24 protein-coding genes are annotated in these 23,982 nt (G+C 67.6%); 12 read left to right on the forward strand and 12 right to left on the reverse strand.

What is annotated here, in order from left to right:
- The first annotated feature begins 62 nt into the window (after positions 1 to 62).
- Together CWC60_RS19785 and CWC60_RS19790 are read left to right on the forward strand one after the other, a co-directional pair.
- Positions 63 to 275 carry a hypothetical protein gene (locus CWC60_RS19785; RefSeq protein ID WP_109795651.1) on the forward strand — a complete coding sequence of 71 codons (213 nt, stop codon included), beginning with the start codon at positions 63 to 65 and terminating at the stop codon, positions 273 to 275.
- Between the two features lie 184 nt (positions 276 to 459).
- A complete protein-coding gene (locus CWC60_RS19790; protein WP_109795652.1) occupies positions 460 to 1,341 on the forward strand; it encodes a haloalkane dehalogenase in 882 nt (293 codons plus the stop codon).
- A gap of 356 nt (positions 1,342 to 1,697) precedes the next feature.
- On the opposite strand, the gene CWC60_RS19795 is transcribed toward CWC60_RS19790, so the two are convergent.
- Both CWC60_RS19795 and CWC60_RS19800 read right to left on the reverse strand, forming a co-directional pair.
- Entirely contained in the window at positions 1,698 to 2,468 is a 771-nt protein-coding gene (locus CWC60_RS19795; protein WP_109795653.1) for an SDR family oxidoreductase, read from the reverse strand.
- On the reverse strand, positions 2,468 to 3,448 hold the full coding sequence (locus CWC60_RS19800; protein ID WP_109795654.1) for a calcium/sodium antiporter: 981 nt from the start codon (positions 3,446 to 3,448) through the stop codon (positions 2,468 to 2,470). Before CWC60_RS19800 ends, CWC60_RS19795 begins: the two co-directional genes overlap by 1 nt.
- A gap of 199 nt (positions 3,449 to 3,647) precedes the next feature.
- Between CWC60_RS19800 and CWC60_RS19805 the strand changes: the two genes are divergently transcribed.
- The 3 genes from CWC60_RS19805 to CWC60_RS19815 are packed head-to-tail and all read left to right on the forward strand — an operon-like array spanning position 3,648 to position 5,732.
- Complete coding sequence (locus CWC60_RS19805) at positions 3,648 to 3,926, forward strand: hypothetical protein (protein WP_109795655.1); 279 nt, start codon at positions 3,648 to 3,650, stop codon at positions 3,924 to 3,926.
- Between the two features lie 43 nt (positions 3,927 to 3,969).
- Positions 3,970 to 4,479 (forward strand): SH3 domain-containing protein, encoded by a 510-nt coding sequence (locus CWC60_RS23765; RefSeq protein ID WP_164516652.1) that lies wholly within the window; start codon positions 3,970 to 3,972, stop codon positions 4,477 to 4,479.
- Entirely contained in the window at positions 4,476 to 5,732 is a 1,257-nt protein-coding gene (locus tag CWC60_RS19815; RefSeq protein WP_109795656.1) for a flavin-dependent oxidoreductase, read from the forward strand. The genes CWC60_RS23765 and CWC60_RS19815 overlap by 4 nt, the downstream gene beginning before the upstream one ends.
- Positions 5,733 to 5,851: 119 nt before the next feature.
- On the opposite strand, the gene aptA is transcribed toward CWC60_RS19815, so the two are convergent.
- Entirely contained in the window at positions 5,852 to 7,177 is a 1,326-nt protein-coding gene (aptA, locus tag CWC60_RS19820; RefSeq protein ID WP_109795657.1) for an omega-aminotransferase AptA, read from the reverse strand.
- A gap of 149 nt (positions 7,178 to 7,326) precedes the next feature.
- On the opposite strand from aptA, the gene thrC reads away from it, so the two are divergent.
- The 3 genes from thrC to CWC60_RS19835 all read left to right on the forward strand — a co-directional run bounded on the left by thrC (position 7,327) and on the right by CWC60_RS19835 (position 10,651).
- The gene (gene thrC / locus CWC60_RS19825) at positions 7,327 to 8,730 is read left to right on the forward strand and encodes a threonine synthase (RefSeq protein ID WP_109795658.1); all 1,404 of its coding nucleotides are present in this window, start codon (positions 7,327 to 7,329) and stop codon (positions 8,728 to 8,730) included.
- Positions 8,727 to 9,989, forward strand: a complete 1,263-nt coding sequence (locus CWC60_RS19830; protein ID WP_109795659.1) for a M16 family metallopeptidase — start codon at positions 8,727 to 8,729, stop codon at positions 9,987 to 9,989. Before thrC ends, CWC60_RS19830 begins: the two co-directional genes overlap by 4 nt.
- A gap of 71 nt (positions 9,990 to 10,060) precedes the next feature.
- The gene (locus CWC60_RS19835; RefSeq protein ID WP_109795660.1) at positions 10,061 to 10,651 is read left to right on the forward strand and encodes a GNAT family N-acetyltransferase; all 591 of its coding nucleotides are present in this window, start codon (positions 10,061 to 10,063) and stop codon (positions 10,649 to 10,651) included.
- Between the two features lie 136 nt (positions 10,652 to 10,787).
- Here CWC60_RS19835 and CWC60_RS19840 read toward each other — a convergent pair whose 3' ends face one another.
- From CWC60_RS19840 to CWC60_RS19850, 3 genes are all read right to left on the reverse strand, one after another.
- Positions 10,788 to 10,997, reverse strand: coding sequence for a dodecin (locus CWC60_RS19840; RefSeq protein WP_109795661.1), 210 nt, complete (start codon positions 10,995 to 10,997; stop codon positions 10,788 to 10,790).
- 91 nt (positions 10,998 to 11,088) lie between these two features.
- Complete coding sequence (gene rsmD, locus CWC60_RS19845; RefSeq protein ID WP_109795662.1) at positions 11,089 to 11,655, reverse strand: 16S rRNA (guanine(966)-N(2))-methyltransferase RsmD; 567 nt, start codon at positions 11,653 to 11,655, stop codon at positions 11,089 to 11,091.
- The gene (locus tag CWC60_RS19850; RefSeq protein ID WP_109795663.1) at positions 11,636 to 12,394 is read right to left on the reverse strand and encodes a pseudouridine synthase; all 759 of its coding nucleotides are present in this window, start codon (positions 12,392 to 12,394) and stop codon (positions 11,636 to 11,638) included. Before CWC60_RS19850 ends, rsmD begins: the two co-directional genes overlap by 20 nt.
- Positions 12,395 to 12,612: 218 nt before the next feature.
- Between CWC60_RS19850 and CWC60_RS19855 the strand changes: the two genes are divergently transcribed.
- Genes CWC60_RS19855 through CWC60_RS19865 form a run of 3 tightly spaced genes read left to right on the forward strand, consistent with a single transcriptional unit; the run spans position 12,613 to position 15,954 of the window.
- Positions 12,613 to 14,493 (forward strand): 2-oxoacid:acceptor oxidoreductase subunit alpha, encoded by a 1,881-nt coding sequence (locus CWC60_RS19855; protein WP_109795664.1) that lies wholly within the window; start codon positions 12,613 to 12,615, stop codon positions 14,491 to 14,493.
- Positions 14,494 to 14,497: 4 nt separating this feature from the next.
- Positions 14,498 to 15,520, forward strand: coding sequence for a 2-oxoacid:ferredoxin oxidoreductase subunit beta (locus tag CWC60_RS19860; RefSeq protein WP_109795708.1), 1,023 nt, complete (start codon positions 14,498 to 14,500; stop codon positions 15,518 to 15,520).
- Positions 15,520 to 15,954: an acyl-CoA thioesterase gene (locus CWC60_RS19865; RefSeq protein WP_109795665.1), complete on the forward strand. Its 435-nt coding sequence runs from the start codon at positions 15,520 to 15,522 to the stop codon at positions 15,952 to 15,954. The genes CWC60_RS19860 and CWC60_RS19865 overlap by 1 nt, the downstream gene beginning before the upstream one ends.
- A 142-nt stretch (positions 15,955 to 16,096) precedes the next feature.
- Here the strand turns inward: CWC60_RS19865 and CWC60_RS19870 are convergent, their stop codons facing one another.
- Positions 16,097 to 17,302: an acyl-CoA dehydrogenase family protein gene (locus tag CWC60_RS19870; RefSeq protein ID WP_109795666.1), complete on the reverse strand. Its 1,206-nt coding sequence runs from the start codon at positions 17,300 to 17,302 to the stop codon at positions 16,097 to 16,099.
- 112 nt (positions 17,303 to 17,414) lie between these two features.
- Positions 17,415 to 18,536, reverse strand: a complete 1,122-nt coding sequence (locus CWC60_RS19875; protein ID WP_109795667.1) for a serine/threonine protein kinase — start codon at positions 18,534 to 18,536, stop codon at positions 17,415 to 17,417.
- Positions 18,537 to 18,667: 131 nt separating this feature from the next.
- Here CWC60_RS19875 and chrA point away from each other — a divergent pair, with 131 nt between their 5' ends.
- Entirely contained in the window at positions 18,668 to 19,951 is a 1,284-nt protein-coding gene (chrA, locus tag CWC60_RS19880) for a chromate efflux transporter (RefSeq protein ID WP_109795668.1), read from the forward strand.
- Here the strand turns inward: chrA and CWC60_RS19885 are convergent.
- From CWC60_RS19885 to CWC60_RS19900, 4 genes are all read right to left on the reverse strand, one after another.
- On the reverse strand, positions 19,948 to 20,895 hold the full coding sequence (locus tag CWC60_RS19885) for a threonine ammonia-lyase (protein ID WP_109795669.1): 948 nt from the start codon (positions 20,893 to 20,895) through the stop codon (positions 19,948 to 19,950). The genes chrA and CWC60_RS19885 overlap by 4 nt on opposite strands.
- A gap of 343 nt (positions 20,896 to 21,238) precedes the next feature.
- Entirely contained in the window at positions 21,239 to 21,541 is a 303-nt protein-coding gene (locus CWC60_RS19890) for an SCP2 sterol-binding domain-containing protein (RefSeq protein ID WP_109795670.1), read from the reverse strand.
- A 23-nt stretch (positions 21,542 to 21,564) separates the two neighbouring features.
- On the reverse strand, positions 21,565 to 22,161 hold the full coding sequence (locus CWC60_RS19895; protein ID WP_206420055.1) for a L,D-transpeptidase family protein: 597 nt from the start codon (positions 22,159 to 22,161) through the stop codon (positions 21,565 to 21,567).
- Positions 22,148 to 23,980 (reverse strand): ABC transporter transmembrane domain-containing protein, encoded by a 1,833-nt coding sequence (locus CWC60_RS19900; protein ID WP_206420056.1) that lies wholly within the window; start codon positions 23,978 to 23,980, stop codon positions 22,148 to 22,150. The genes CWC60_RS19895 and CWC60_RS19900 overlap by 14 nt, the downstream gene beginning before the upstream one ends.
- Positions 23,981 to 23,982 lie beyond the last annotated feature (2 nt).

Consider the following 23,982-nt stretch of genomic DNA (forward strand, 5'->3'; position numbering starts at 1 on the left):
ACCCATATCGCGGTTATCGACGTATTAACCAGCGGGTTCGAAGGCCCGCGAGCGAGGGTAGAATGAAGCGCATCGTTGCTGAACATCTGGGTCTGTGGCTGATCGCCGGCGTCATGTTCGCCGGTCTCGGCGTCGCTTCCGCCTGCGACGACACCGCGGGCACGGCCTCGGCGAAGGAGCGGGTCATGACCCCGCGCGCCGCCCAGACCATGGTCCAGGACCCCACCGGCCAGTTCATCGGCTACCGGCCGGCGTTGGCCGTCGGCGCCATGTAGCCTGTTCCCGATCACCGGTCCCCTGCCGGAACGCGATTGAATCCGTTCCGGAACTGGGCGGATGCCATCCCTCCCTCCGAACCCTGGCATCCGCCCTTTTTTCCGACTGTCCGCCGCGGTTCGGCTTGACCTCCGGCGCAGGACGCACGAGTTGTCAGATCGCACACTCAGGAGGGACGAGATCATGGCGCCATCGGCAGACGAGCATCCGAAGCAGACGGTCACTGTCCATGGCCGCAAGATGGCCTATGTGGAGATGGGCGAAGGCGATCCGGTCGTCTTCCTGCACGGCAACCCGACCTCCTCCTATCTCTGGCGCAACATCATGCCCCACGCCGCCGGGCTGGGCCGCTGCATCGCGCCGGACCTGATCGGCATGGGCGATTCCGAGAAGCTGCCTGATTCCGGACCCGACCGTTACCGCTTCGTGGAGCATCGGCGGTATCTGGATGGCTTCCTCGAGGCCGTAGGTGTTGAGCGCAACGCGGTCTTCGTCATTCACGACTGGGGTTCGGCGCTGGGTTTCGACTGGGCCAACCGCCATCGCGGGGCGGTGCAGGGCATCTGCTACATGGAGGCCATCGTGCGCCCCATGGACTGGGACGAGTTCAACCAGGACGCCCGTCCGGTCTTCGAAGGTTTCCGTTCGGAGGCCGGCGAGAAGATGGTGCTGGACAAGAACACCTTCGTCGAACGCGTGCTGCCGGGGTCGGTGCTGCGCGGCCTGACGGAGGACGAAATGGCCGTCTATCGCCGGCCCTTCGCAGAGCCCGGCGAGGGTCGGCGGCCGACGCTGACCTGGCCGCGGCAGATTCCGCTCGACGGCGAACCCGAGGACGTGGTCGCCATCGTCGGCGACTATGCGGACTGGATGGCGGAGAACGAGCTGCCGAAACTTTTCGTCAACGCGGAGCCCGGAGCGATCCTGATCGGGGCGCAGCGCGAGTTCTGCCGAAGCTGGAAGAACCAGACGGAAGTCACCGTCAGGGGCAGCCATTTCGTCCAGGAAGACAGCCCCGACGAGATCGGCCAGGCGCTGGCCGGTTGGCTGCGGGAGATCCGCTGACCGCCGCGCCGGATGCCAGTATGACAGGCATGCAACAGAAAAAGCGACCCGCCGGTATCCACCAATTCTGTGGATAACTCTGTTGGCGGTTTTCGGGACGCACGACTATCACACCGATTTTATTGCGCTTTCCTTACGTTGCACAAAAAATATGCAGTCAATTCAACATATTGATATTATTAGATAAAATTTATCGAGAATGATGAATGTGACGCGATTGCGGCGTGATCGCCGGGATTCTGCGGGTTTGGCGAGGAGGGCGACGCCGGTGTGAAAGAATTCCGCCCGTGTCAACCGGAACCTTCCGCGAAAAGACAAAGTTTTCACTGCTGTCACATTCGCCGCGCAGGCGCGCTTCAGCCGTCCAGGCTGTCGTCGCCGGCCCGCGCCGGCGGCCACGGAATGTGCTGGCCGCCGTCGAGCGCGATCATCTGTCCCGTCAGCGAGGGCGCCGAGAGGATGAACCGGACGCCCTCGGCGATTTCCTCAGGCTCGGCGCCGCGGCGGAGCAGGGTCGAACGCCATTGCCGCGCGAACTGCTCATCGGTCTGGCGTTCGTTGGCCAGTACGGGACCCGGCCCGATGGCGTTCACCCTGATCCCGGGCGCCAGGCCCATGGCCAGGGTGCGGGTCAGCATCTCCAGGCCGGCCTTGCTGAGAGTATAGGACATGAAGCCCGGGGTTGGCTTCCAGACCCGCATGTCGATCAGGTTGATGATATTGCCCCTGCGGTCTTCCGGCAGGGCCGCCGCGAAGCCCTGGGCCAGGAACAGCGGCGCGCGCAGGTTGACCGCCATGTGGCGATCGAAGCTTTCCCGGCTGACGCTGCGAATGTTGTCGTTTTCGAACAGCGAGGCGTTGTTGACCAGCACCTCGACCGGACAGCCGAGCCTTGCCGCCGCGGCCGCCGCGAGGCCCAATACTGCGTCGTGATCCGCCAGATCGGCCTGCAGCGCCGCCGCGCGGCCCCCGGCGGCCTCGATCTCGCGCACCGTGGCCTCGGCCTCCGCCTGCGAGCCGTTGTAGTGGATCGCGACGGGGCGGCCGTCCCCGGCCAGAGCGAGGGCGATGGCGCGGCCGATTCGTTTCGCGGCGCCGGTGACCAGGGCCGCGCCCGCCGCCGTCATCAGCCCCCCGCCATCTTGTCGATCGGCATGCCGGAGAGGCCGGCGAACTGCGCCCAGACATAGGCGCCGTAGCCGAGGAGGAAGACCGCGCCCGCGGCCCGTCCGACCGGTAGCCGCGCGAAGGCCAGCGGGAACAGCACTACTGCGCAGGCCAGCATAACCCAGACGTCGAACAGCATGATCTGGGGCGGCACCGGAATGGGCGCGACCATGGCGGTGATCCCCAGGATGCCCAGGATGTTGAACAGGTTGGAGCCTATGACATTGCCGATTGCGACGTCGCCGTGGCGGCGCATGGCGGCGACGATGGATGTCGCCAGTTCCGGCAGGGAAGTGCCGAGGGCGACCAGTGTGATGCCGATGACCGTCTCCGACAGTCCGGCGGCCAGCGCGATTTCGCGCGCGCCGTCGACCAGCAGACCGGAGCCGGCGACCAGACCGGCCAGCCCGAGGACGAGCAGGGCGGCGATGGCCACGCCCGAGCGCGGGACCCCCTCGCTGAGTTCCTCGACCTCCTCGGCGTAGCTGCCGGCACTGCTGCGGCGGGCGCTTCGATAAGCGGTGTAGAGGAAGAGCAGAAGCAGGGCGAAAAGCAGCGCGCCCGACCAGACGCGCAGGGAGTCGAGCGCCATGAAGGCGATCAGGATTAGCGTCGCGCCCAGCATCGCGGTGCCTTCCCGCTTCATCGTGCTCTTTGCGCAGTAGAACGGCGCGATCAGCGCCGGGGCGCCGACGACCAGCAGGATGTTGGCGATGTTGGAGCCGACGATATTGCCGATGGCGATGGCCGGGGCGTCCTCCAGCACTGCCTGGACGCAGACCAGAAGTTCCGGCGCCGAGGTGCCGAAAGCGACCACGGTCAGCCCGATGATCAGCTTCGAAACTCCCAGACGGTCGGCCAGCGTCACGGCGGCGCGAACCAGCGCCTCGCCACCCAGCAGGAGCAGGATCAGGCCCGCGGCCACCATCAGATACATCATGCGTTGCTGGCTTCCCGGTCCAATTTTCTGGCGATCGGCGCTGCGCGATGCGCTCCCCTCGACTGGCATATATAGCGATGAACCTTGCGGATTGAAGCGCGGATTGCCTTGTGTGACAGAGAGTTCGGTGAGTCTTCGCCGTTGACATGACGGACGTTATAATGCCGTTCCAGGATCAGCATCGATTCGGAGTGGAGTGATGCCTTTCGTTCGAAGTCTGCTGTTTCACGCCGCGAGACGGATCGCCAGCGATCCGGCCATCCGCGCGAAGGCGGCGGAAGTGACGCGCGACCATGTACTTCCCGCGGCCCGCGGCGCTGCCCGCCGGACCGGGGAGACGGTACGCCGCCAGTCGGAGGCGTTGCGCGCCGACATCGACTTCGTCGAGATCACGGCCGCACCCGAGACGCCCCGGACCGAGAAGGCCGGGCGCATCGCCCGGCGCGTGCTGGAGCGCATGCGGGAGCCGAAGGACTGACGCCGCATTTTGACCGGGCGCCCGAATCGGACCATCTAGGCTGATGCTGCGCGTCCGGTTCGCTTTCCTTCTTCTAGTCGGCCTGCTTCCGGTTGCCGCCCCGGCGGCCGAGACCGGATCGGAAACCGGTCTGTCGCTGCCCCGTTTCGTCTCCGTGAAGGCGGACAGGGCGAACCTGCGCGCGGGCCCGGGCACCGACTACCCCGTACGCTGGGTCTACCGCCGCGAGCACCTGCCGGTGCAGATCGTCGACGAATGGGGCCACTGGCGCGCCGTGCGCGATCCCTGGGGCGGGGAGGGCTGGCTGCACAAGAGCCTGCTGTCGGGCCGGCGCACGGCGATGGTAATGCAGGATCTGACGCCGCTGAAACGGGAGCCGTCGCCGGCGGCCGAAATCGTGCTCTATGCTGAGCGGCGCATCATCGGCACGCTGGAACTGTGCCGCGCCGGCTGGTGCCGCCTCAGCATCGACGGCCGTGCCGGCTGGATGCCGGCGGCGGCGATCTATGGCGGCGAGAACGAGGGCGAAGCGGCGGGAGGGGTCAGGGAATGAAGGTACTGATCGCGGGCGGCGGCATCGGCGGCCTGGTCACGGCGCTCAGCCTGCACAGGGCCGGTATCGAGTGCACGGTGTTCGAGGCGGTGCCCGAGATCCAGGCGCTGGGCGTCGGCATCAACCTGTTGCCGCACGCGGTGCGCGAACTGACCGAACTCGGTCTGGCGGAAAGGCTCGAGACAGTCGCAATTCCGACAGCCGAACTGATCTACGCCAACCGTCACGGCCAGCGCATCTGGCGCGAGCCGCGCGGGCGGGACGCCGGCTACAACTGGCCGCAGTTCTCGATCGCCCGGGGTGAACTGCAGGTGATCCTGCGCGACGCGGTGATCGAACGTCTTGGCGCGGCGCGGCTGAAGACCGATCACGAACTGACGGGCTTCGAGCAGGACGGCGCCGGCGTCACCGCGCATTTCCGCAGCCGCTCGGGCGGCGCGGCGCGCGACGAGGTGCAGGGCGACGTCCTGATCGGCGCCGACGGCATCCATTCGACCGTCCGCGCCGGCTTCTATCCGGATGAGGGCGCGCCGATCTGGAATGGCTGTGTGCTCTGGCGGGCGACCACGGAGGGGCCGGCCTATCTGACGGGCCGCTCCATGGTCATGGCGGGCCATGCCAACCAGAAGTTCGTCTGCTACCCGATCTCGCGCAGGCATCTGGACGAGGGCCGTGCGCTGATCAACTGGATCGCCGAGATCCGTTATCCCACCGACCCGCCCTGGCGGCGCGAAGACTGGAACCGGCCGGGCCGGATCGAGGAGTTCCTGCCCGCCTTCGAGAGCTGGGACTTCGGCTGGCTCGACGTGCCGGAGATAATCCGCGGCGCGCGGGCGATATACGAATACCCAATGGTCGACCGCGATCCCGTCCCGCAATGGAGCTTCGGGCGGGTGACGCTGCTGGGCGACGCCGCGCATCCGATGTATCCCATCGGCTCCAACGGCGCGTCGCAGGCCATCATCGACGGCCGCGTGCTGGCGCTGGAACTGGCGCGCCGTGACGACCCGGCGGCCGCGTTGGCGGCCTATGACGCCGAGCGCCGTCCGCCGACCTCGGCCATCGTGCTGGCGAACCGCGGCAACGGGCCGGAGCAGGTGATGCAGCTTGTCGAGGAACGCGCGCCGGAAGGCTTCGCCGACGTACACGACGTCATCGGCGAGGGCGAACTGGCCGATACGGCCAGGCAATACAAGATGACAGCCGGCTTCGACGTGGAGACGCTGAACAGCCGCCCGTCTCTCGATCCGTGATCTTCGTAGTCATGCCCGCCTGTGAACTGCCGGCCCGTACCGGGGCTTGACCCCGGTACCCAGTACGCGAGTTCAAAGGGGCTGGGCCCCGGGATCGAGTCCCGGGGCGGGCAGACGTACTACTCGACGTCCTCCAGCACCTCGCGGACGGTCGCCATCAGTTCGTCGATCTGATCCTTCGAGATGATGAACGGCGGCGACAGTGCGATGATATCGGCGGTCACCCGGATCATCGCGCCCTTCTCGAAGGCGCGCACCATGGCATCGAAGCCGCGCTTGCCCGGCGCGCCCTCCTTCGCCTTCAGCTCGATGGCCCCGACCAGGCCGATATTGCGGATGTCGATGACGTTGGGCGCGTCGGCCAGGCCATGGACGGCTTCCTGCCAGTAGTCCTCCAGTCCGGCGACCCGGTCGAACAGCTTCTCCTCCTTGTAGAGGTCGAGGGCGGCGATGCCGGCGGCGCAGGCCATCGGATGGGCGGAGTAGGTATAGCCGTGGAACAGCTCGATCACGTGCTCCGGCCCGGTCATGAAGGTCTCGTAGATGTCGTCGCGCGCGGCGACCGCGCCCATCGGCACGGCGGCGTTGGTCAGGCCCTTGGCCATGGTCATCAGGTCCGGCGTGACGCCGAAACGCTGCGCTGCGAAGGCGGTGCCGAGACGGCCGAACCCGGTGATTACCTCGTCGAAGATCAGCAGGATGCCGTGGGCGTCGCAGATCTCCCGGAGGCGCTTCAGATAGCCCTTCGGCGGCACCAGCACGCCGGTGGAGCCGGCCATGGGCTCGACGATCACCGCGGCGACGGTGGACGGGTCGTGAAGCTGCACGATCCGCTCCAATTCGTCGGCCAGTTCGGCGCCGTGCTCCGGCTCGCCCTTCGTGAAGGCGTTCTTCGCCGGCAGATGGGTATGGGGCAGGTGATCGACGCCGGTCAGCAGGGAGCCGAAGACATTGCGGTTCTTGACGATGCCGCCGACCGAGATGCCGCCGAAGCCGACGCCGTGATAGCCGCGCTCCCGCCCGATCAGCCGGGTGCGCTGGCCTTCGCCGCGGGCGCGGTGATACGCCAGCGCGATCTTCAGCGCCGTGTCGACGGCCTCGGAGCCGGAATTGGTGAAGAAGATGCGGTTCAGCGGGTCCGGCGTGAGCTCGGCGATCTTCGTCGCCAGTTCGAACGCCATCGGGTTCGCGTACATGAAGGACGGCGCGAAATCGAGCGTCTCGGCGCTGCGCTTGATGGCGTCCACGATCCTCTCGCGGGCGTGGCCGGCGTTGACGCACCAGAGACCGGCGGAGCCGTCCAGGATCCGGCGACCGTCAGCGGAGGTGTAGTGCATGTCCTTCGCCGACACCACCAGGCGGGGCTCCTTCTTGAATTGCCGGTTGGGCGTGAAGGGCAGCCAGAAGGCGTCCAGATCGTTGGGAACGGACGGCTGGTAGGTCATCGGAACCACTCCCCATTGTTGTCGTTGTTCGTCGATACAGCGCCGCAGACTATCAGCCGCACGGCGGCGACGCACGCGCCGCTCGCGCGTGGTTTCGCCCGCGGCGCAATTGCACTAGAAGGACGCGGCGGCGACGGAGTGAGAGCGTCTTGAACTATGTGAGCACGCGGGGCGAAGCCCCCGATCTGAATTTCGAGGATGTCCTGCTGACGGGCCTGGCGCGGGACGGCGGTCTCTACGTGCCCCAATCCGCGCCGGCGCTGAGCACGGACGGGCTGGCCGGCCTGGACTACGCGGGCCTCGCGGCGGCGGTGCTGGCGCCCTTCGTCGACGACGCCATGCCGCGCGGCGATCTCGAACGCCTGACGCGCGACACCTATGGCGTCTTCGATCACGCGGCGATCGCGCCGCTGAAGCAGATCGGCCCCAATGACTGGCTGATGGAGCTGTTCCACGGGCCGACGCTGGCGTTCAAGGATTTCGCCCTGCAGGCGCTGGGCCGGCTGTTCGACCATGCCCTGAAGCGCCGCGGCGAGCGCGTCACCATCCTCGGCGCAACCTCCGGCGATACCGGCTCGGCGGCGATCGAGGGCTGCCGCGGCCGCGACGCCGTCGACATCTTCATCCTGTTCCCGAAGGGGCGGGTGTCCGACGTGCAGCGCCGGCAGATGACGACCGTCGAGGACGCGAACGTTCACGCCATCGCTGTCGACGGCGACTTCGACGACTGCCAGGCCCTGGTCAAGGCGGCCTTCGGCGATCTCGCCTTCCGCGACCGCATGAACCTCTCGGCGGTGAACTCGATCAACTGGGCCCGCGTCGCCGCGCAGGTCGTCTACTACGTCCACGGCGTCATGGCGCTGGGGGCGGGGCGGCGGCCCGTCGCGTTCTCGGTGCCGTCAGGCAATTTCGGCAACGTCTTCGCCGGCCATATCGCCCGGCGCATGGGTCTGCCGGTGGACCGCCTGGTCGTGGGCGCGAACGTCAACGACATCCTGCATCGTTTCTTCGAGACCGGCGCCTATCGCCGGCAGGGCGTGGTTCCGACGATGAGCCCGTCCATGGACATCCAGGTCGCTTCCAATTTCGAGCGGCTGCTCTACGAGATCACCGGCCGCGACGGGATCCGCGTCCGCGCCATGATGGACAGCCTGAGGCAGTCGGGCGGCTTCGAGATTCCGCCCGCGGCCCTGGCGCAGGTGCAGGCGGGCTTCGCCTCCGCCCGCATCGACGAGGAGGAGACACTGGCCGAGATGCGGCGCATGCACGCCGAGACCGGCGAGGTCCTCGACCCGCACACCGCCGTAGGCACCGCGGCAGCACGCAAGGCCCGCGCCGCCGGGGACGTGCCTGCAGAGACGCCGCTGATCAGCCTGGCGACCGCGCATCCGGCGAAGTTCCCCGACGCCGTCGAGCGCGCCGTCGGCTTCCGGCCGGCCCTGCCGGAGCGGCTCGGTGACCTGATGGAGCGGCCCGAGCGGGCCGCCGATCTGCCCAACGATCTGGCCGCATTGCAGAAGTTCATCGGCGAGCGGGCGCGGATCGCCGCATGACCGAAGAGACGATGCACACGCTTTCGAACGGGCTGCGCGTCGCCGTCGCGCCCATGCCGCATGTCGAGACCACGTCCGTCGGCGTCTGGGTCGATATCGGCGCCCGCCACGAGCGCGAGGAGGAGAACGGCCTCGCCCACATGCTGGAACACATGGCCTTCAAGGGTACGGCCCGGCGCTCGGCGCTGCAGATCGCCGAGGAGATCGAGGGCGCGGGCGGCTACATCAACGCCTATACCAGCCGGGAACAGACCGCCTATTACGCCCGGGTGCTGAAGGACGACCTGGAACTCGCGGTCGATCTGATCGCCGACATCGTGCTGGCTTCCACCTTCCCCGAGGACGAACTCCGCCGCGAGCGCGACGTGATCCGCCAGGAGATCGCACAGGTCAACGATACGCCCGACGACGTGATCTTCGACAACCTGCAGGCGGCCGCCTTTCCCGGCCAGGCCGTGGGCCGTTCCATCCTGGGCCGGCCCGAGCGCGTCGGCGCGTTCCGCCGCGATGAACTGCAGACATTCATGGACCGGGGCTACGATGCCTCCCGCCTGGTGGTCGCCGCCGCGGGCGCGGTCGATCCCGACGATTTCCTCAAACTGGCCGAGGCGCGCTTCGGGCATGTGCCGGCCCGGGCGATGGCACCGCCGGAGCCCGCCCGCTGGCACGGCGGCTCGGTGATCGACGAGCGCAGGATCGAGCAGGTCCATCTGGCGCTCGGCATCGACGGCGTGGACTATCACGACGCCGACTTCACGGCCGTGCAGGTGATGTCGAATCTGCTGGGCGGGGGCATGTCCTCGCGTCTCTTCCAGGAGGTGCGTGAACGCCGCGGCCTCGCCTATTCGGTGTTCAGTTTCGCAGGTTCCATGGTCGACGGCGGCATGATCGGCGTCTACGCCGCCACCGATCCCGAGCAACTCGGCGAGCTGGTGCCGGTGCTGGCCGAGGAGATCCGCCGCGTGGCCCACGACGCCGCCGAGGAGGAAACCGCCCGGTCCCGCGCTCAGATCAAGGCCGGCATGGTGATGTCGCTGGAAAGCTCGGCGGCGCGGCTGGAGCAACTCGCCCGCCAGGTGCTGATCTATGGCGCGCCGCAGGACGTCGGCGATTGGCTGGCCCGCGTCGATGCGGTCGACGCCGCCACCGTGCGCCGTGTGGCGCACCGCCTGTTCGAGCATGCGCCCGATCCGGCGGTCGCGGCCATCGGCCCGGCCCGGCCGGAAGACCATGACCGGCTCAGGGCGCGGTTCCGGTAGACCCGCATTGCAGGTTCAGTCCGCACCGTTTGTGGTACGATACCGCACTTGACGGAGGAGGCGGCGGACCGATGTTCGCGGGCATGTCGAGCGAGGACGCGCGACCGGTCCTGAAGGGGCCGCGTATCTACATGCGGCCGCCCATAGCGAACGACTGGCGCATGTGGGCCGAGGTCCGCGCCGAGAGCCGCGCGTTCCTGGAGCCGTGGGAACCGACATGGCCCGCCGACGCGCTCTCGCGTCTCAGCTTCCGCCGCCGCGTCCGGCTCTATCAGCGCGATGCGCGGGCCGATCAGGCCTATGCCTTCTTCATCTTTTCCCTGGACGACGACCAGCTTCTGGGCGGGTTGACGCTGTCGAACGTGCGCCGTGGCGTTACCCAGTCGGCCTCCGCCGGCTACTGGATGGGCCGGCGCTTCGCTCGCCGGGGCTATATGGCCGCGGCGCTCACGCTTGTCGTCGACTGGGCCTTCGGCGAGATGGGGCTTCACCGCGTCGAGGCGGCCTGCCTGCCCGAGAACGAGCCGAGCAGCGACCTGCTGCGCAAGTGCGGATTCTCCGAGGAAGGCTATGCGCGGCAGTATCTCAGGATCGACGGCCGCTGGCGCGACCACCTGCTGTTCGCGATCCTGGAAGGCGATCCCCGGCCGGACTTCAGTTGATCGTTTTTCGAAGTGATTGGATCGCCTGGCGTCCTGGGGTTTGACCCCAGGACCCAGTTCGTTTGTCATTCTGGGCCCTTGGATCGAGTCCAAGGGCGACAGCGTCGAGTGGATGAACCCGCCCCGCTTTCGCGGGTCAGTCGTCCATCCGGAAGCCGACCTTCACCACCACCTGATAGTGCGCGATCTTGCCGTTCTCGACATGGCCGCGGGTTTCCGCGACCTCGAACCAGTCGACATGGCGCAGCGTTTCATTGGCGCGGGCGACGGCGCCCTGGATGGCGTCCTCGACGCTCCTGGTGGACGATCCGACGACCTCGATCCGGCGATAGACTGCGTCGCTCATTGGACTACTCCCTTGTTCTTGTCGATACACCGTGCGTGCGTGGCGGCTTGATCCGACAGGTGGGGTCCGGGAGCGATGTGGTTGATGCGACTTATCCGCGCCGGGCGAAATGCAGGCGGGCGCGGCCGTAGATGCGCTCGTCGAGCTTCTCGAAACCGCCGGGCAATGCCAGCTCCTCGCGCCGGTCCGTCTCGATGACCGCCAGCGCGGCTTCCGCCAGCCAGCAGCCGTCCTGCAACGCCGCGAGCGCCCTTTCCGCCAGACCTTCGCCATAGGGCGGGTCCATCAGCACCAGGCCGAACGTCCCGCGCGCCCGGCCGGGCCGGGTGGCGTCGGCCTCCAGCACGCGGGTTGCGGCGCTGGCGCCGGCGCGGGCGATGTTGGCTCGCAGGATTTTCAGCGCCGCGGGCGCCTTTTCCATGAAGGCGACGCTGGCCGCGCCGCGCGAAAGCGCCTCCAGGCCCAGCGCGCCGGTGCCGGCGAAGACGTCGAGCACGTCCATCCCGGCCGGAGCGGGGCCGTCATCGCCCGCATAGGCGGGGTTGTGCGCCAGGATGTTGAACAGTCCCTCCCGGCTGCGGTCGGAGGTCGGACGGATGCCGCCGGCATGCACCTCCGCCAGTGTCAGCCCGCGGAAACTACCGCCGACGATCCGCATCCCGCGTCCTCGGTATGTCGACCAGACCGCGCGCGGCCCGGCGCAGTTCGTTGCCCGGCACCTCGACCACCTGGCCGCTCCCCAGTTCGCCCAGACGGAAGGGGCCATAGGCGGTGCGTATCAGCCGGTTCACCGTCAGGCCTACGGCGTCCAGCGCGCGGCGGACTTCCCGGTTGCGGCCTTCGTTGAGGGAGACCGTGAGCCACGTGTTGCGTCCGCCGCTGCGCTCCGCCGTGACCTCGATGGTGCCGAACTTCTCGCCGTCGACGGTGATGCCCCGTTTCAGGTCTTCCAGCAGTTCCGGTTTCACCGCGCCGTAGGCGCGCACCCGGTAGGTGCGCGTCCAGGCATTGCCGGGCAGTTCCAGACCGCGCTTCAGGCCGCCGTCATTGGTGAGCAGCAGCAGCCCCTCCGAATTCAGGTCCAGCCGGCCCACCGGCACCACCCGGGGCAGGCGTTTCGGAAGGTGATCGTAGATCGTGGCCCGTCCCAGGTCGTCGCGCGCCGTCGTCAGCAGGCCCGCGGGCTTGTGATAACGCCAGAGACGAATCGAATCGGGTTCGCCGACCGCCTTGCCGTCGACCTCGATCGTGTCGTCCGGGCCCACATTGACCGCGGGCGACTTCAGCACCTGGCCATTCAGTTTCACCCGGCCTGCTTCGATCATGCGCTCGGCCTCCCGGCGGCTGGCGATGCCCGCCCGGGCCAGACGCTTGGCGATCCGCTCCTTGTCATCCATGGGCCGGACCCTATGTCCGAACGGGCGCACTTCCCAGCGGCAATTTGCCCGGACCGGCGCCATGCGGGACGCGCACGGCCGTTTGTTGACCGCAACCGTTGCCGCACGAACCCCATAGCCTTATGTTTGCGGTCCGGGCCGAGCCACGACATGTTCGGTGCCGCTAATCGCGTCGGGGAGGACGCGAGTGATCATCAGGAACCAGGCAGACAGTCTTCATGTCCAATACGGCAGAGATCATCGAGCCGCGCGGCGGTAAGCGCGAGGTACTGGAATCGGTCGTCGTGCGTTTCGCCGGCGACTCCGGTGACGGCATGCAGCTCACAGGCTCGCAGTTCACCCATTCGACGGCACTGACGGGCAACGACCTTGCGACGTTTCCGGATTTTCCGGCAGAGATTCGCGCTCCGGCCGGCACCACCTTCGGCGTCTCGGCATTCCAGATCAATTTCGGCGGCCGGGAGATCCTGACAGCCGGCGACCAGCCCGACGTGCTGGTGGCGATGAACCCGGCGGCGCTGAAGGTGAACCTGGACGGCCTGCGCGATGGCGGGCTGGTCATCGTCGACGCCGGCACCTTCAAGGACCGCGACCTGCGCAAGGCCGGTTATGACAGCAATCCGCTGGAAGACGGTTCCCTCGACGGCTACGAGGTCATCGAGATCGACGTCTCACGGCTGGTGCTGGAGGCGGTGAAGGAATTCGGTCTGGGCAACAAGGACGGCCTGCGCTGCAAGAACATGTGGCTGCTGGGGCTGATCTACTGGCTCTACGGCCGCGACCGCCAGCCGTCGATCGACTGGCTCGAGGACAAGTTCAAGTCCAAGCCCGAGACCGCGGCGGCCAACATCGCCGCGCTCAACGCCGGGCACGCCTATGGCGAGACCGTGGAACTGCCGGGCGAGATCCTGGGCTATCAGGTGCCCCAGGCGAAGATCGAGCCGGGCCGGTACCGCAACGTCGCCGGCGCCGAGGCGCTGGCCTGGGGCCTGGTCGCCGGCGCGCAGCTCGCCGAACTGCCGATGTTCTTCGGCTCCTATCCGATCACGCCGGCGTCGTCGCTGCTGCACACGCTCTCGCGGCTGAAGCAGTTCGGCATCACCACCTTCCAGGCGGAGGACGAGATCGCGGCCGTCTGTTCGGCCATCGGCGCCTCCTATGCCGGACAGCTCGGCATCACCTCCAGCTCCGGGCCCGGCATCGCGCTGAAGACCGAAGCCATCGGCCTCGCCATCATGGTCGAACTGCCGCTGGTCGTCGTGAACTCGCAGCGCGCGGGCCCCTCGACCGGCATGCCGACCAAGACCGAGCAGTCCGATCTCTATCAGGCCGTCTACGGCCGCAACGCCGACAGTCCGCTGGTGGTGGTGGCGGCGCACGGCCCGGGCGACTGTTTCGACGCCGCGATCGAGGCCTGCCGGCTGGCGGTGAAGTTCATGACACCCGTCATGCTGCTGACCGACGGCTACATCGCCAACGCGGCCGAACCCTGGCAGATTCCGGACTTCTCCACCTACGAGAAGTTTCCGGTGAAGTTCCACGAGAAGGCCGAAGGCTTTTCGCCCTATCTGCGCGACAAGGAGACCCTGGCGCGCGCCTGGGCCGTGCCCGGGACGCCCGAGCTGATGCACCGCATCGGCGGCATCGAGAAGGACTACGATTCGGGCCACATCTCCTACGATGCGATGAACCATCAGCGCATGACCGACGTGCGCCACGACAAGATCGCCCGTGTCGCCGACTTCATTCCCGAACAGGCGCTGGAGCAGGGCGAGGCGGACGACGATCTGGTGATCATCGGTTGGGGTTCGACCTTCGGGGCCATCTCCCGCGCGGTCAGCAACATGCGCGAACAGGGCTACAAGGTGGCGCACGCCCATCTGCGCCACATCTGGCCGTTGCCGCGCAATCTGGGCGACCTGCTGCGCGGTTTCGACAAGGTCATCTGTCCCGAACTGAACACCGGGCAGCTCTCCACCGTGCTGCGCGCCGAGTACGTGCTCGACGTGGAGCCTCTGACCAAGGTGCAGGGCCAGCCCTTCAAGATCCGCGAGATCGAAGCCGCCATCCGCCGCGCGCTCGATGGCGAAGGAGCGTAAGAAGATGAACGAGCAGACAGCCATCAAGCTAACGCCCAAGGACTTCGCGACCGACCAGGAAGTGCGCTGGTGTCCGGGCTGCGGCGACTACGCCATCCTCAAGGGCGTCCAGAAGGCGCTGGCCGACATCGGCACGCCGCGGGAGAAGACCGTCTTCGTCTCCGGGATCGGCTGCGCCGCGCGCTTCCCCTATTACATCGAGACCTACGGCTTCCACACCATCCACGGCCGCGCGCCGGCCTTCGCGACGGGCATCAAGCTGTCCAATCCGGAACTGGACGTCTGGATCGTCTCCGGTGACGGCGACGCGCTCTCGATCGGCGGCAATCACGTCATGCACATGCTCAGGCGGAACGTCGACGTGAACTTCCTGCTGTTCAACAACGAGATCTACGGCCTGACCAAGGGGCAGGCCTCGCCGACCTCGCGGCTGGGCACCCGCTCGCCCTCGACGCCGGCGGGTTCCATCGACGCGCCGCTGTCAGCCTGCGTCATGGCGCTGGGCGTCGGCGCGCGCTTCGTCGCCCGCGGTATCGACCGCGGCCAGAAGGAGCTGCCCGGCATCCTGCAGCAGGCCCATGCCCACAAGGGCACGTCCTTCGTGGAGATCCTGCAGAACTGCATCGTCTACAACGACGAGGTCTTCGGCGACATCACCGACAAGGCGATTGCCGGCGACGCCCAGATCCATGTCCGCCACGGCGAACCGCTGCTGTTCGGCAAGGACAACGACAAGGGCCTGCGCCTCGATCCGAAGACGCTGAAGCTCTCCGTCGCGGAGCTCGGCAAGGACGGCGTCACCGAGGACGACATCCTGGTGCACGACCAGACCAACCACATGCTGGCGCAGATGCTGGCGGCGATGGACCGCCCGGACTTCCCCGTGGCCATCGGCGTGCTCTACGACAATCCGGCCGACAAGACCTACGACGCCGCGGTGAGCGAGCAGCTCCAGGTGGCGAAATCCTCGGCGAAGATCAACTCGATCGAGGAACTGCTGAACTCCGGTTCCACCTGGACGGTCTGATGAACCGTCCCGAGGGGTTGCCGGACCTGACCGACCGGGCCGGCTATCCGCACTGGATGACCGACCGGATCCGGTTCTCGGACACCGACATGGCCAACCACGTCAACAATGTGGCCTATGCGGCCTATGCCGAGACCGGCCGGCTGGACCTGATGCGCCGGCATATCCATCCGCTCTGCGGGCCGGGCGAGCGCTTCATCGCGGCCTCGGTGACGGTGAACTTCCTGCGCGAGACGCACTATCCCGGCGAGGTCGAGATCGGCACCCGCATCGCGCGGATCGGCCGGACCTCGATGACCGTGGGCCAGGGCATCTTCAAGGACGGCGTCTGCGTCGCCACGGCGACCGGCACGGTTGTCTTTCTCGATGCCAACGGGCCGATCCCGCTCAACGACACCATTCTCGCCGAAGCCCGGAAGTGGACCGGCGGCTGAGCGTCAGAAACGTGCCCGCCCCTCATTGCCCGCGCCGGGACCTGATCCCGGCGCCGAGCGAACCGAAGAACTGGGTCCCGGGGTCAAGTCCCGGGACGCCGAAGTGATTCCATTACTTCCCGGTTCCCTCAAGCACGGGAAATCAGAGTCCCAGGACCAGCTTCGCCATGATGTTGCGCTGGATCTCGTTGGAGCCGGCGTAGATCGAGACCTTGCGGTAGTTGTACATCCGCGGGCCGACGCCTGAGGCCCATTCGGGGCCGATCGGCGGCTCGTTGGAGCCCCATTTCAGCGGCTGGAACGGCGCCTGCTTGATGCCGGCGGCCTCGAAGGCGAGCTCGGAGACGAGCTGCTGCAGTTCCGAGCCGCGGCACTTGATCATGGAGCTCTCCGGGCCCGGGTTCTGGCCTTGCGACAGCCGGCCGAGCACCCGCAGCTCGGTAAACTCCATGGCGTGGATCAGCGACTGCGCGTCCGCCATCTTCTTCCGGAAGACCGGGTCGTCGATCACGCGCTCGCCGAACTCGCGCTCTTCCGAGGCGATCTGGCGCACCTTCTCCATGCCGCGCTTGAGCCCCTGGCTGTAGGTGCCGCCGCGCTCGAACTCCAGCAGGTACTTGGCGTAGGTCCAGCCCTTGTTGGGCTCGCCCACCATGTTCTCCTTCGGGATCTTCACGTCCTCGAAGAAGACCTGGTTGACCTCCTGATAGCCCTTCTCGGGCAGGTCGGCGGTGATGATCGGGTCGACGGTCACGCCGTCGGCGTCCATCGGCACCAGCACGAAGGAGATGCCCTCCTGCGGCTTGCCCTCGTTGGAGGTGCGCACCAGGCAGAAGATCCAGTCGGCGTACTGGGCGACCGACGTCCAGATCTTGGAGCCGTTCAGCAGCCAGTGATCGCCCTTGTCCTCGCACTTCATCTTCAGGCTGGCGAGGTCGGAGCCGGACCCGGGCTCGGAGTAGCCCTGGCAGAAGATGATGTCGGAGGACTGGATCTTCGGCAGGAACTCGTCCTTTTGCTTCTGGGAGCCGAACTTCATCAGCACGGGCGCCAGCATGCGCGGGCCAAAGGGGATGGTGATCGGCGCACCGGCGGCCGACATCTCGGCGTCGAAGATGTACTTCTGCGTCGGCGTCCAGCCGCAGCCGCCATACTCGACCGGCCAGTGCGGCGTGGCCCAGCCCTTCTCGTGCAGCGCCTTCTGCCAGCGGATGTGCAGGTGCTTGGGCATGTAGCCGGCGCGGGTCTTCTTCATCGCCGCGCGGAGTTCGTCGTCGAAGGCCTTGTCGAGGAAGTCGCGGACTTCCTGGCGGAAAGCCTCGTCTTCGGCGGCGAAATTGAGGTCCATGACGGCGTCTCCCGGGTGTTGTTCTGTGAGGGCAATGTTGCCCATTCCTGCGGTGTCTTCAAGGCAAACGGTTTACCGCCACGTAAGGTCGAACGCGTATTTTCTGCCGGCGTCATCCCTTCGGGAAGTAGTCCTCGCGGGCGCCCTCGCGTCGGACATCGGCCGTGGCGCAGTGCAGGCCGCCGCCGAAGGCGTAGGCGTCGCGCAGATCGACCGGGACCACTTCCATGCCCAGCCGGTCGAGCTGCTCCATCTGGTGGACCTCGGTGGCCTCGACGCAGACCGTCTTCGGGTCGAGCACGAGTACGTTCATCGACAGCCACACGGATGAATAACAGAGCGGCGGCGGGCTGTTGTGGGCCGGCCGCGCGGCGTCGACGATCTCCCAGCCATTGCGCTCGAACAGGCCGCGCTGGTCATCGGGCAGGCGGCGGTCAGGGTTGTTCAGGATCAGCCCCGGGCGGATCGGTGTGAAGGTCGCATCGATGTGGATCGGGTAGGGGTCCCCGGGGAAGTTCACCGCATGGACCCGGTGATCGGGGAAGTGCCGGCGGAGCCAGTCGATGCCCTTCAGATTGGTGGTGAAGCCATGCTGGACCACCAGGTCGCGGCCGAAGCGGAGCACGTCCGCCGCATCGAACAGCGGCTCTTCCTCGGTGGTGACGAAGTGTTTCTCCGCCGTCCATTTCAGCCGCTTCTCGACGCCTATCCGCTCCGACAGATAGTCCGACCGATAGTCGGCGTCGGTGAGCCGGGGCTTGGGCGCCGCCTCGTGGCGCATCGCCGGATCGTCCTCACAGTAGCGCTGCAGCAGGGGGCGATAGCAGAGATATTCGAACCAGCGGCAGCGGTAGGACATGGTGGCTTCCAGCATCTCCTTGCCGACGGTCAGCAGCACGTCGCGCGGCGGCATGCAGCCGAACATGCTCTCGGTGCGCCAGTCCGGCGTGGCGATGGGCTGGTTGAAGTCGATCGGCGTCGGGCGGTCGACGCGGACGCCGCGCTTTTCCAGCAGCCTCGCGAAGGCGTCGAGCCGCTCGTTGGCGCGGTCGACCGTCTCCTGCGAGCGCGGTCCCCACTGGCCGCGCATGTCGCTGTCCTCGGGCACCTTGGCGTCCAGCGCCGGTTCGGGCGGGGGAATGCAGCCGCCGTCGGCGCGGCCGACGATGACGTGACGGAGCGGATCCCACTCGTTCCAGCTTTCGACCACGGCGGGTTCGTCGGTCCGGTTCATCGGTTCTTCTCCATGGCGGCTTCGAGCCATGTAAGCCTGATCGGCTGGCGACGGAAGTCATTGCCTTGCCGCTGTCACGGGAATTGGGTAGCAGTCAGCTCTCGATCGCGCGTCCCCGGGGAGCCGAACCAATGCCGAGCGAACGCGCGACCGGACCGGGCTTCGCCGAGGCGCTCGGCGTCTGGCTCCGGATCGGGCTTCTCTCCTTCGGCGGACCGGCGGCCCAGATCGCACTTATCCACCGCGAGATCGTCGAGCAGCGCGGCTGGCTCGGCGAGCGGCCGTTCCTCAACGGCCTCAACTTCTGCATGCTGCTGCCGGGGCCCGAGGCGATGCAGCTCGCCACCTATGCCGGCTGGCGGCTGCATGGCGTCGCCGGCGGTCTGGCGGCGGGCCTTTCCTTCGTGCTGCCCGGCGCGGCGGTGGTGCTGGCATTGGCCATGATCTACGCGGAATGGGGCGATCTCCGGCTTGTGGCCGCGCTGTTTCTGGGCGTCGGCGCCGCGGTCGCCGTTGTCATTGTGCAGGCGCTGGTCCGCATCAGCCGCAGGGCGCTGGCCGGTGCGGCGAGCTGGGCTGTCGCGCTCGCGTCCTTCGTCGCGATCTTCTTCCTGGACCTGCCCTATCCGCTGATCGTGCTCGCGGCGGCTGCATTCGGCTGGCTGCGGGGGGATCGCTCGGGCGAAGTCCACGAGCCGCCGCCCGCCGCACGGCCCGGGGCGGTGCGGCGTCTGGCGGGCACGGTGACGATCTGGCTGCTGATATGGTTCGCGCCCTTCGCGCTGCTTCACGCCTTCGGCGCCCAGCCAATCCTCACCGACATCGGCGCGTTCTTTTCGCGGCTGGCCGTCGTGACCTTCGGCGGCGCCTATGCGGTGCTGGCCTACATGGCGCAGGATGTGGTCGTCGCCTTCGGCTGGCTGACGCCCGAGGAGACGCTGCACGGGCTCGGACTGGCGGAGACGACACCGGGTCCGCTGATCCTGGTGACCGAGTTCGTGGGCTTTCTTGCCGCCTGGCGCGAAGGCGGGCTTTGGCTCGGCGTCGCCGGCGCGGCGGTGACGCTCTGGGTGACCTTCGCGCCGTGTTTCCTGTGGATATTCGCCGGCGCGCCCTTCATCGACTGGATCTCGGACCAGCCCCGGCTGCGCGGCGCGCTCTCGGCGATTACGGCGGCGGTCGTGGGCGTGATCCTGAACCTGGCGCTGTGGTTCTTCCTGCACATCGCCTTCGCCGACGTCGAGGCCGTCGAGCACGGGGCCCTGCGCCTGTGGACTCCCGACCTGGCGAGCGTCGACTGGCGCGTGATCGCGCTGGCGGCGCTCAGCGCGGCGCTGCTGTTCGGCGCGCGCCTCGGGATGCTGGCGGTGCTGGGAATATCCGCCTTGCTCGGGCTCGCTCTGGTCCTGATCTAGCGCGGCATCCCGTCGGTGCCGGCGCCGCAGACCAGGACGCCGACCTTCTCGTCGGCGCGGCACGGAAAGCGGCGCTGCAGCACGGCGGCGAGTCCGGCGGCGCCAGCCATCTCCGCGGCGATGGCGCATTGCGACCAGAGCCAGCGCGCGGCGTCGATCATCTCCTCGTCGGACACCAGGACGATGTCGTCGACCAGGCGCGAGACGATGTCGAGATTGATCTGGGCCGACCGCCGCGGCGCGAGCGTGGCGACGCGGGTGGTGATCTTCTCCAGGGTGATCAGTTCGCCGGCGTCGCGCGAACGCTTCAGGGTCGGCGCGCCTTCGGCCTCGACGCCGATGATGCGGATACTCGGGTTGCGGGCCTTCAACGCGGTGGCGACGCCGGAAATCAGCCCGCCGCCGCCGATGGCGATGGCGACGGTCTCGACGTCCGGCAGATCCTCGAGCAGTTCCAGCGCCACCGTGCCCTGACCGGCGATCACCGAAGCCTGTGCGAAGGGATGGACATAGGTCCGCCCGTCGCGTTCCGCGCGGGCCAGCGCCAGGGCGTTGGCGTCATCCCAGACCTCGCCCTCGACGATGACCTCCGCGCCGAAGCTCTCCAGGCGGCTGATCTTGTCGGGCGTGGCGTTCGACGAGAGGTAGATCGCGGCCGGGATGCCGGCGGCCTTCGCCGCCGCCGCCACGCCCAGGCCGTGATTGCCGCCCGAGGCCGTGACCAGTCCCCGGCGCAGTTCCTCCGGCGGCAGCGAGAGTGCGGTATTGGCCGCGCCACGTGCCTTGAAGGAGCCGGCAAGCTGCAGGTTCTCCAGTTTCAGATGGAGGGCGCAGCCGGCCTGGCGGCCCGCCACCGGGTCGGGACGGAACAGCGGCGTGCGCCGCACCGCGCCGCGGATACGGTCGGCGGCTGCCTCGATGTCGGCGAGTGTGACGTCCGTCATGTTCTGGTCTCCGCACGGCCGGGGGCGACCTCGATATACGCAGATGCGGAAATTTTCCAGTGTCCGGTGCTTGACAGGGGGATGACGCGTGCTTAGTTGTTGCAGTGCAGCAAACGTGCTGCGGCGCAAAAAACGTTCCGGTTGGTTTTTGGATTTTCTTGCGTCAGACTTTGTAGTAGCTGAATTGATTCGTTTTTAGAACATCGCCGGTTTCGAGCCGACAAGGTCGCGTCTCCTCCCCAAAATGGCGCTCGGCTCGAATGCAAGGAAAGGGCGGCCGTCTCCTCCCCAGGCCGCCCTTTCTCTTTGCACCAAGGTCAATGAAGCGGCCAGCGCCTCCGAACTATTTCAGGACGCTCTGCAATTTCATCGCGACGCCCATGTTCCCCTCGATCTTCAGCTTGCCCATCATGAAGGCTGTGGTGCCGTCGAGTTCGCCGTTCACCATCTTCAGGAAGTTCTCCTTGGAGATCTTCATGGTGCAGTCGGCGTCCTTGTCCTCGTTGGAGACGGTGTTCGGCGTGGATTCGCCGTCGACGTAGATCACCCCATCGTCGCCGAAATCGAACTTCAGCGTGGCATCGAGGCCCGAATCGTCGCCCACCCGCTGACGCATGCCCTCGGTGATCTCTTCCAGCGTAGCCATTGTCATCTCCTGCTGAATGGCGGTCAGTTAATCGCAACGCCAGCACAAGCCCGGCGCTTCCGCAAGTCCTGCCGTAGCGGCAAGCCGGGCGATTTCCGCTCCGGCGGCGCGATGCGCACCATATCGCCGGGCCTCGCCCGCCGGAGCAGCCACCGCATGTCGGCGGGCCGCAGGGCCACGCAGCCTTCGGTGGGCTCCCCTTCGGGATGCATCACGTGGATGAAGATCGCGCTCCCCCGCCCCGGTCGGGCGGGGCGGTCGTTGTGACCGATGGTGACGAGGGCGTCGTAGAGCCTGTCCTGCCGCCAGAGCCGTTCGTGACGGGCCGGGAAGGGCAGCCGGACGAGCCGGTTGTAGAGCGGGGAGGCGGGATCGTCGCACCAGCCATGGCTGCGCAGGATCGGCTGGCGGGAGAGCGTGGTGAGCGGCGTCCCGGCGCGGTGCGTGCGGTAGTGCACGCAGCGCAGGGAGAACAGGCCCGCCGGCGTCGCGCCGTCGCCCTCGCGCTTGTCGGTCCGGATTCCGCCGCGGCCCAGGGCGCAGGGCAGGCGGCGACCGTCCACGATCATGAAACCGTCGGCGAAGACGTGGCAGATCCGGGGCCGCCTACTCGGCCGCATCGGCCGGCTGCTCGCCGCCCAGAGCATCCCGGCCGGTGTCGAACTGCAGTTTCGCCAGACGGGCGTAGAGCCCTTCCTGGGCCATCAGCTCCTTGTGCGTACCTGAGGCCACCACGCGGCCCTGGTCCATGACGATGATGCGGTCGGCTTTCAGCACCGTGGCGAGGCGATGGGCGATCACCAGCGTGGTGCGGCCCTGCATCAGCAGTTCCAGCGCGCCCTGCACCATGCGTTCCGACTCGGCGTCGAGGGCGGAGGTGGCTTCGTCGAGCAGCAGGATCGACGGATCGCGCAGCAGCGCCCGGGCGATGGCGATGCGCTGGCGCTGGCCGCCCGAGAGACGCTGGCCCCGCTCGCCCAGCGGCGTGTCATAGCCCTCCGGCAGGCGGTCCAGGAACTCCGCCGCGCCGGCGGCCTGTGCGGCGCGGAAGACCTCCTCGTCGCTCGCCTCGGGCCGGCCATAGCGGATGTTCTCCATGGCCGTGGCCGCGAACATCACCGGATCCTGGGCGACCAGACCGTAGCGGCGGCGGACTTCCACCGGGTCCGCCTGCATGATGTCGGCGCCGTCGACCAGGATGCGCCCCGCCTCGGCGTCGTAGAACCGCAGCATCAACTGGAAGACCGTGGACTTGCCGGCGCCGCTGGGGCCCACGATGGCGACCTTCTCGCCCGGGTTCACCGCCAGGCTGAAGCCGTTCAGCGCCGCGATCTCCGGGCGCGAGGGATAGCGGAAGACGACATTGTCGAACTCGATCCGGCCCTCCGAGCGCTCTGGCAGGGGCACCGGATTCTCGGGCACGGCAATCGAAGCGTTCACGGTGAGCAGTTCCATCAGCCGTTCGGTCGCCCCGGCGGCGCGCTGCAGATCGCCCCACATCTCCGAGAGCGTACCGACCGAGCCGGCGACGACGATGGCGTAGAAGACGAAGGCGGTCAGCTCGCCCGAGGTCATGGCGCCGGTCGCCACGTCCGTCGCGCCGAGCCAGAGCACCACGTCGATGGCGCCGAAGATCAGCAGGATCACCACCGCGGTCAGCCAGGCGCGGACGTGGATGCGCTTGCGCGCCACCGTGAGCGTGTCGCTGACGGCCTGGGAGAAGCGCTTCTCCTCGTAGGCTTCCTGGGTGAAGGCCTGGACCGTCTGCACCGCATTCAGGCTTTCCTCGGCGCGGGCGTTGACGGCGGCGACCCGGTCCTGGCTGGTTCTGGAGAGACCGCGCAGGCGGCGGCCGAAGAAGATGATGGGGATGATCACGATCGGCACGATGGCCAGCACCATGCCGGCGAGCTTCGGGCTGGTGATGATCAGCATGGCCAGCCCGCCGATGAACATCAGCAGGTTGCGCAGCGCCATGGATGCGCTGGACCCGACAACGGTCTGGATCAGCTCCGTGTCGACCGTGAGACGACTCATCACCTCGCCGGTCTTGGTATTCTCGAAGAAGGCCGGATCCAGCCTCAGCACGTGGCGGTAGACCGCGTCGCGGATGTCGGCGACCATCCGCTCGCCCAGCCAGGTCACCGACCAGTAGCGCGCGAAGGTGAAGGCCGCCAGCAGCGCGAAGACGCCGAACAGCGCCAGGAAATACTCGTCGAGATAGCCGGCGAGGGCATCGCCGGGACCGCCGAAGCCGTAGTCCACCATGCGGCGGACGGCCTGCCCGATGGCCAGCGTCGCGCCGGCGGCGCCTACCAGCGCGAAGCCGGCAAAGCCGATAAGCACCTTGTAGCGTCTGGCGAAGGGCCATAACTGCTTGAGCGCGCCGATCTTCCGCGTCTTCGGGCGCCCGCTCTTGTCGTCCTTGTCGCCGCTCACGA

Origin of the sequence: Minwuia thermotolerans (genome assembly GCF_002924445.1) — a bacterium.
Lineage (GTDB): Bacteria > Pseudomonadota > Alphaproteobacteria > Minwuiales > Minwuiaceae > Minwuia > Minwuia thermotolerans.

Bases quoted from the DNA above. Each gene is read 5' to 3' on its own strand.
- CWC60_RS19785 (WP_109795651.1), top strand. From the start codon at position 63: ATGAAGCGCATCGTTGCTGAACATCTGGGTCTGTGGCTGATCGCCGGC.
- CWC60_RS19790 (WP_109795652.1), top strand. From the start codon at position 460: ATGGCGCCATCGGCAGACGAGCATCCGAAGCAGACGGTCACTGTCCAT.
- CWC60_RS19795 (WP_109795653.1), bottom strand. From the start codon at position 2,468: ATGACGGCGGCGGGCGCGGCCCTGGTCACCGGCGCCGCGAAACGAATC.
- CWC60_RS19800 (WP_109795654.1), bottom strand. From the start codon at position 3,448: ATGATGTATCTGATGGTGGCCGCGGGCCTGATCCTGCTCCTGCTGGGT.
- CWC60_RS19805 (WP_109795655.1), top strand. From the start codon at position 3,648: ATGCCTTTCGTTCGAAGTCTGCTGTTTCACGCCGCGAGACGGATCGCC.
- CWC60_RS23765 (WP_164516652.1), top strand. From the start codon at position 3,970: ATGCTGCGCGTCCGGTTCGCTTTCCTTCTTCTAGTCGGCCTGCTTCCG.
- CWC60_RS19815 (WP_109795656.1), top strand. From the start codon at position 4,476: ATGAAGGTACTGATCGCGGGCGGCGGCATCGGCGGCCTGGTCACGGCG.
- aptA (WP_109795657.1), bottom strand. From the start codon at position 7,177: ATGACCTACCAGCCGTCCGTTCCCAACGATCTGGACGCCTTCTGGCTG.
- CWC60_RS19830 (WP_109795659.1), top strand. From the start codon at position 8,727: ATGACCGAAGAGACGATGCACACGCTTTCGAACGGGCTGCGCGTCGCC.
- CWC60_RS19835 (WP_109795660.1), top strand. From the start codon at position 10,061: ATGTTCGCGGGCATGTCGAGCGAGGACGCGCGACCGGTCCTGAAGGGG.
- CWC60_RS19840 (WP_109795661.1), bottom strand. From the start codon at position 10,997: ATGAGCGACGCAGTCTATCGCCGGATCGAGGTCGTCGGATCGTCCACC.
- rsmD (WP_109795662.1), bottom strand. From the start codon at position 11,655: ATGCGGATCGTCGGCGGTAGTTTCCGCGGGCTGACACTGGCGGAGGTG.
- CWC60_RS19850 (WP_109795663.1), bottom strand. From the start codon at position 12,394: ATGGATGACAAGGAGCGGATCGCCAAGCGTCTGGCCCGGGCGGGCATC.
- CWC60_RS19855 (WP_109795664.1), top strand. From the start codon at position 12,613: ATGTCCAATACGGCAGAGATCATCGAGCCGCGCGGCGGTAAGCGCGAG.
- CWC60_RS19860 (WP_109795708.1), top strand. From the start codon at position 14,498: ATGAACGAGCAGACAGCCATCAAGCTAACGCCCAAGGACTTCGCGACC.
- CWC60_RS19865 (WP_109795665.1), top strand. From the start codon at position 15,520: ATGAACCGTCCCGAGGGGTTGCCGGACCTGACCGACCGGGCCGGCTAT.
- CWC60_RS19870 (WP_109795666.1), bottom strand. From the start codon at position 17,302: ATGGACCTCAATTTCGCCGCCGAAGACGAGGCTTTCCGCCAGGAAGTC.
- CWC60_RS19875 (WP_109795667.1), bottom strand. From the start codon at position 18,536: ATGAACCGGACCGACGAACCCGCCGTGGTCGAAAGCTGGAACGAGTGG.
- chrA (WP_109795668.1), top strand. From the start codon at position 18,668: ATGCCGAGCGAACGCGCGACCGGACCGGGCTTCGCCGAGGCGCTCGGC.
- CWC60_RS19885 (WP_109795669.1), bottom strand. From the start codon at position 20,895: ATGACGGACGTCACACTCGCCGACATCGAGGCAGCCGCCGACCGTATC.
- CWC60_RS19890 (WP_109795670.1), bottom strand. From the start codon at position 21,541: ATGGCTACGCTGGAAGAGATCACCGAGGGCATGCGTCAGCGGGTGGGC.
- CWC60_RS19895 (WP_206420055.1), bottom strand. From the start codon at position 22,161: ATGCGGCCGAGTAGGCGGCCCCGGATCTGCCACGTCTTCGCCGACGGT.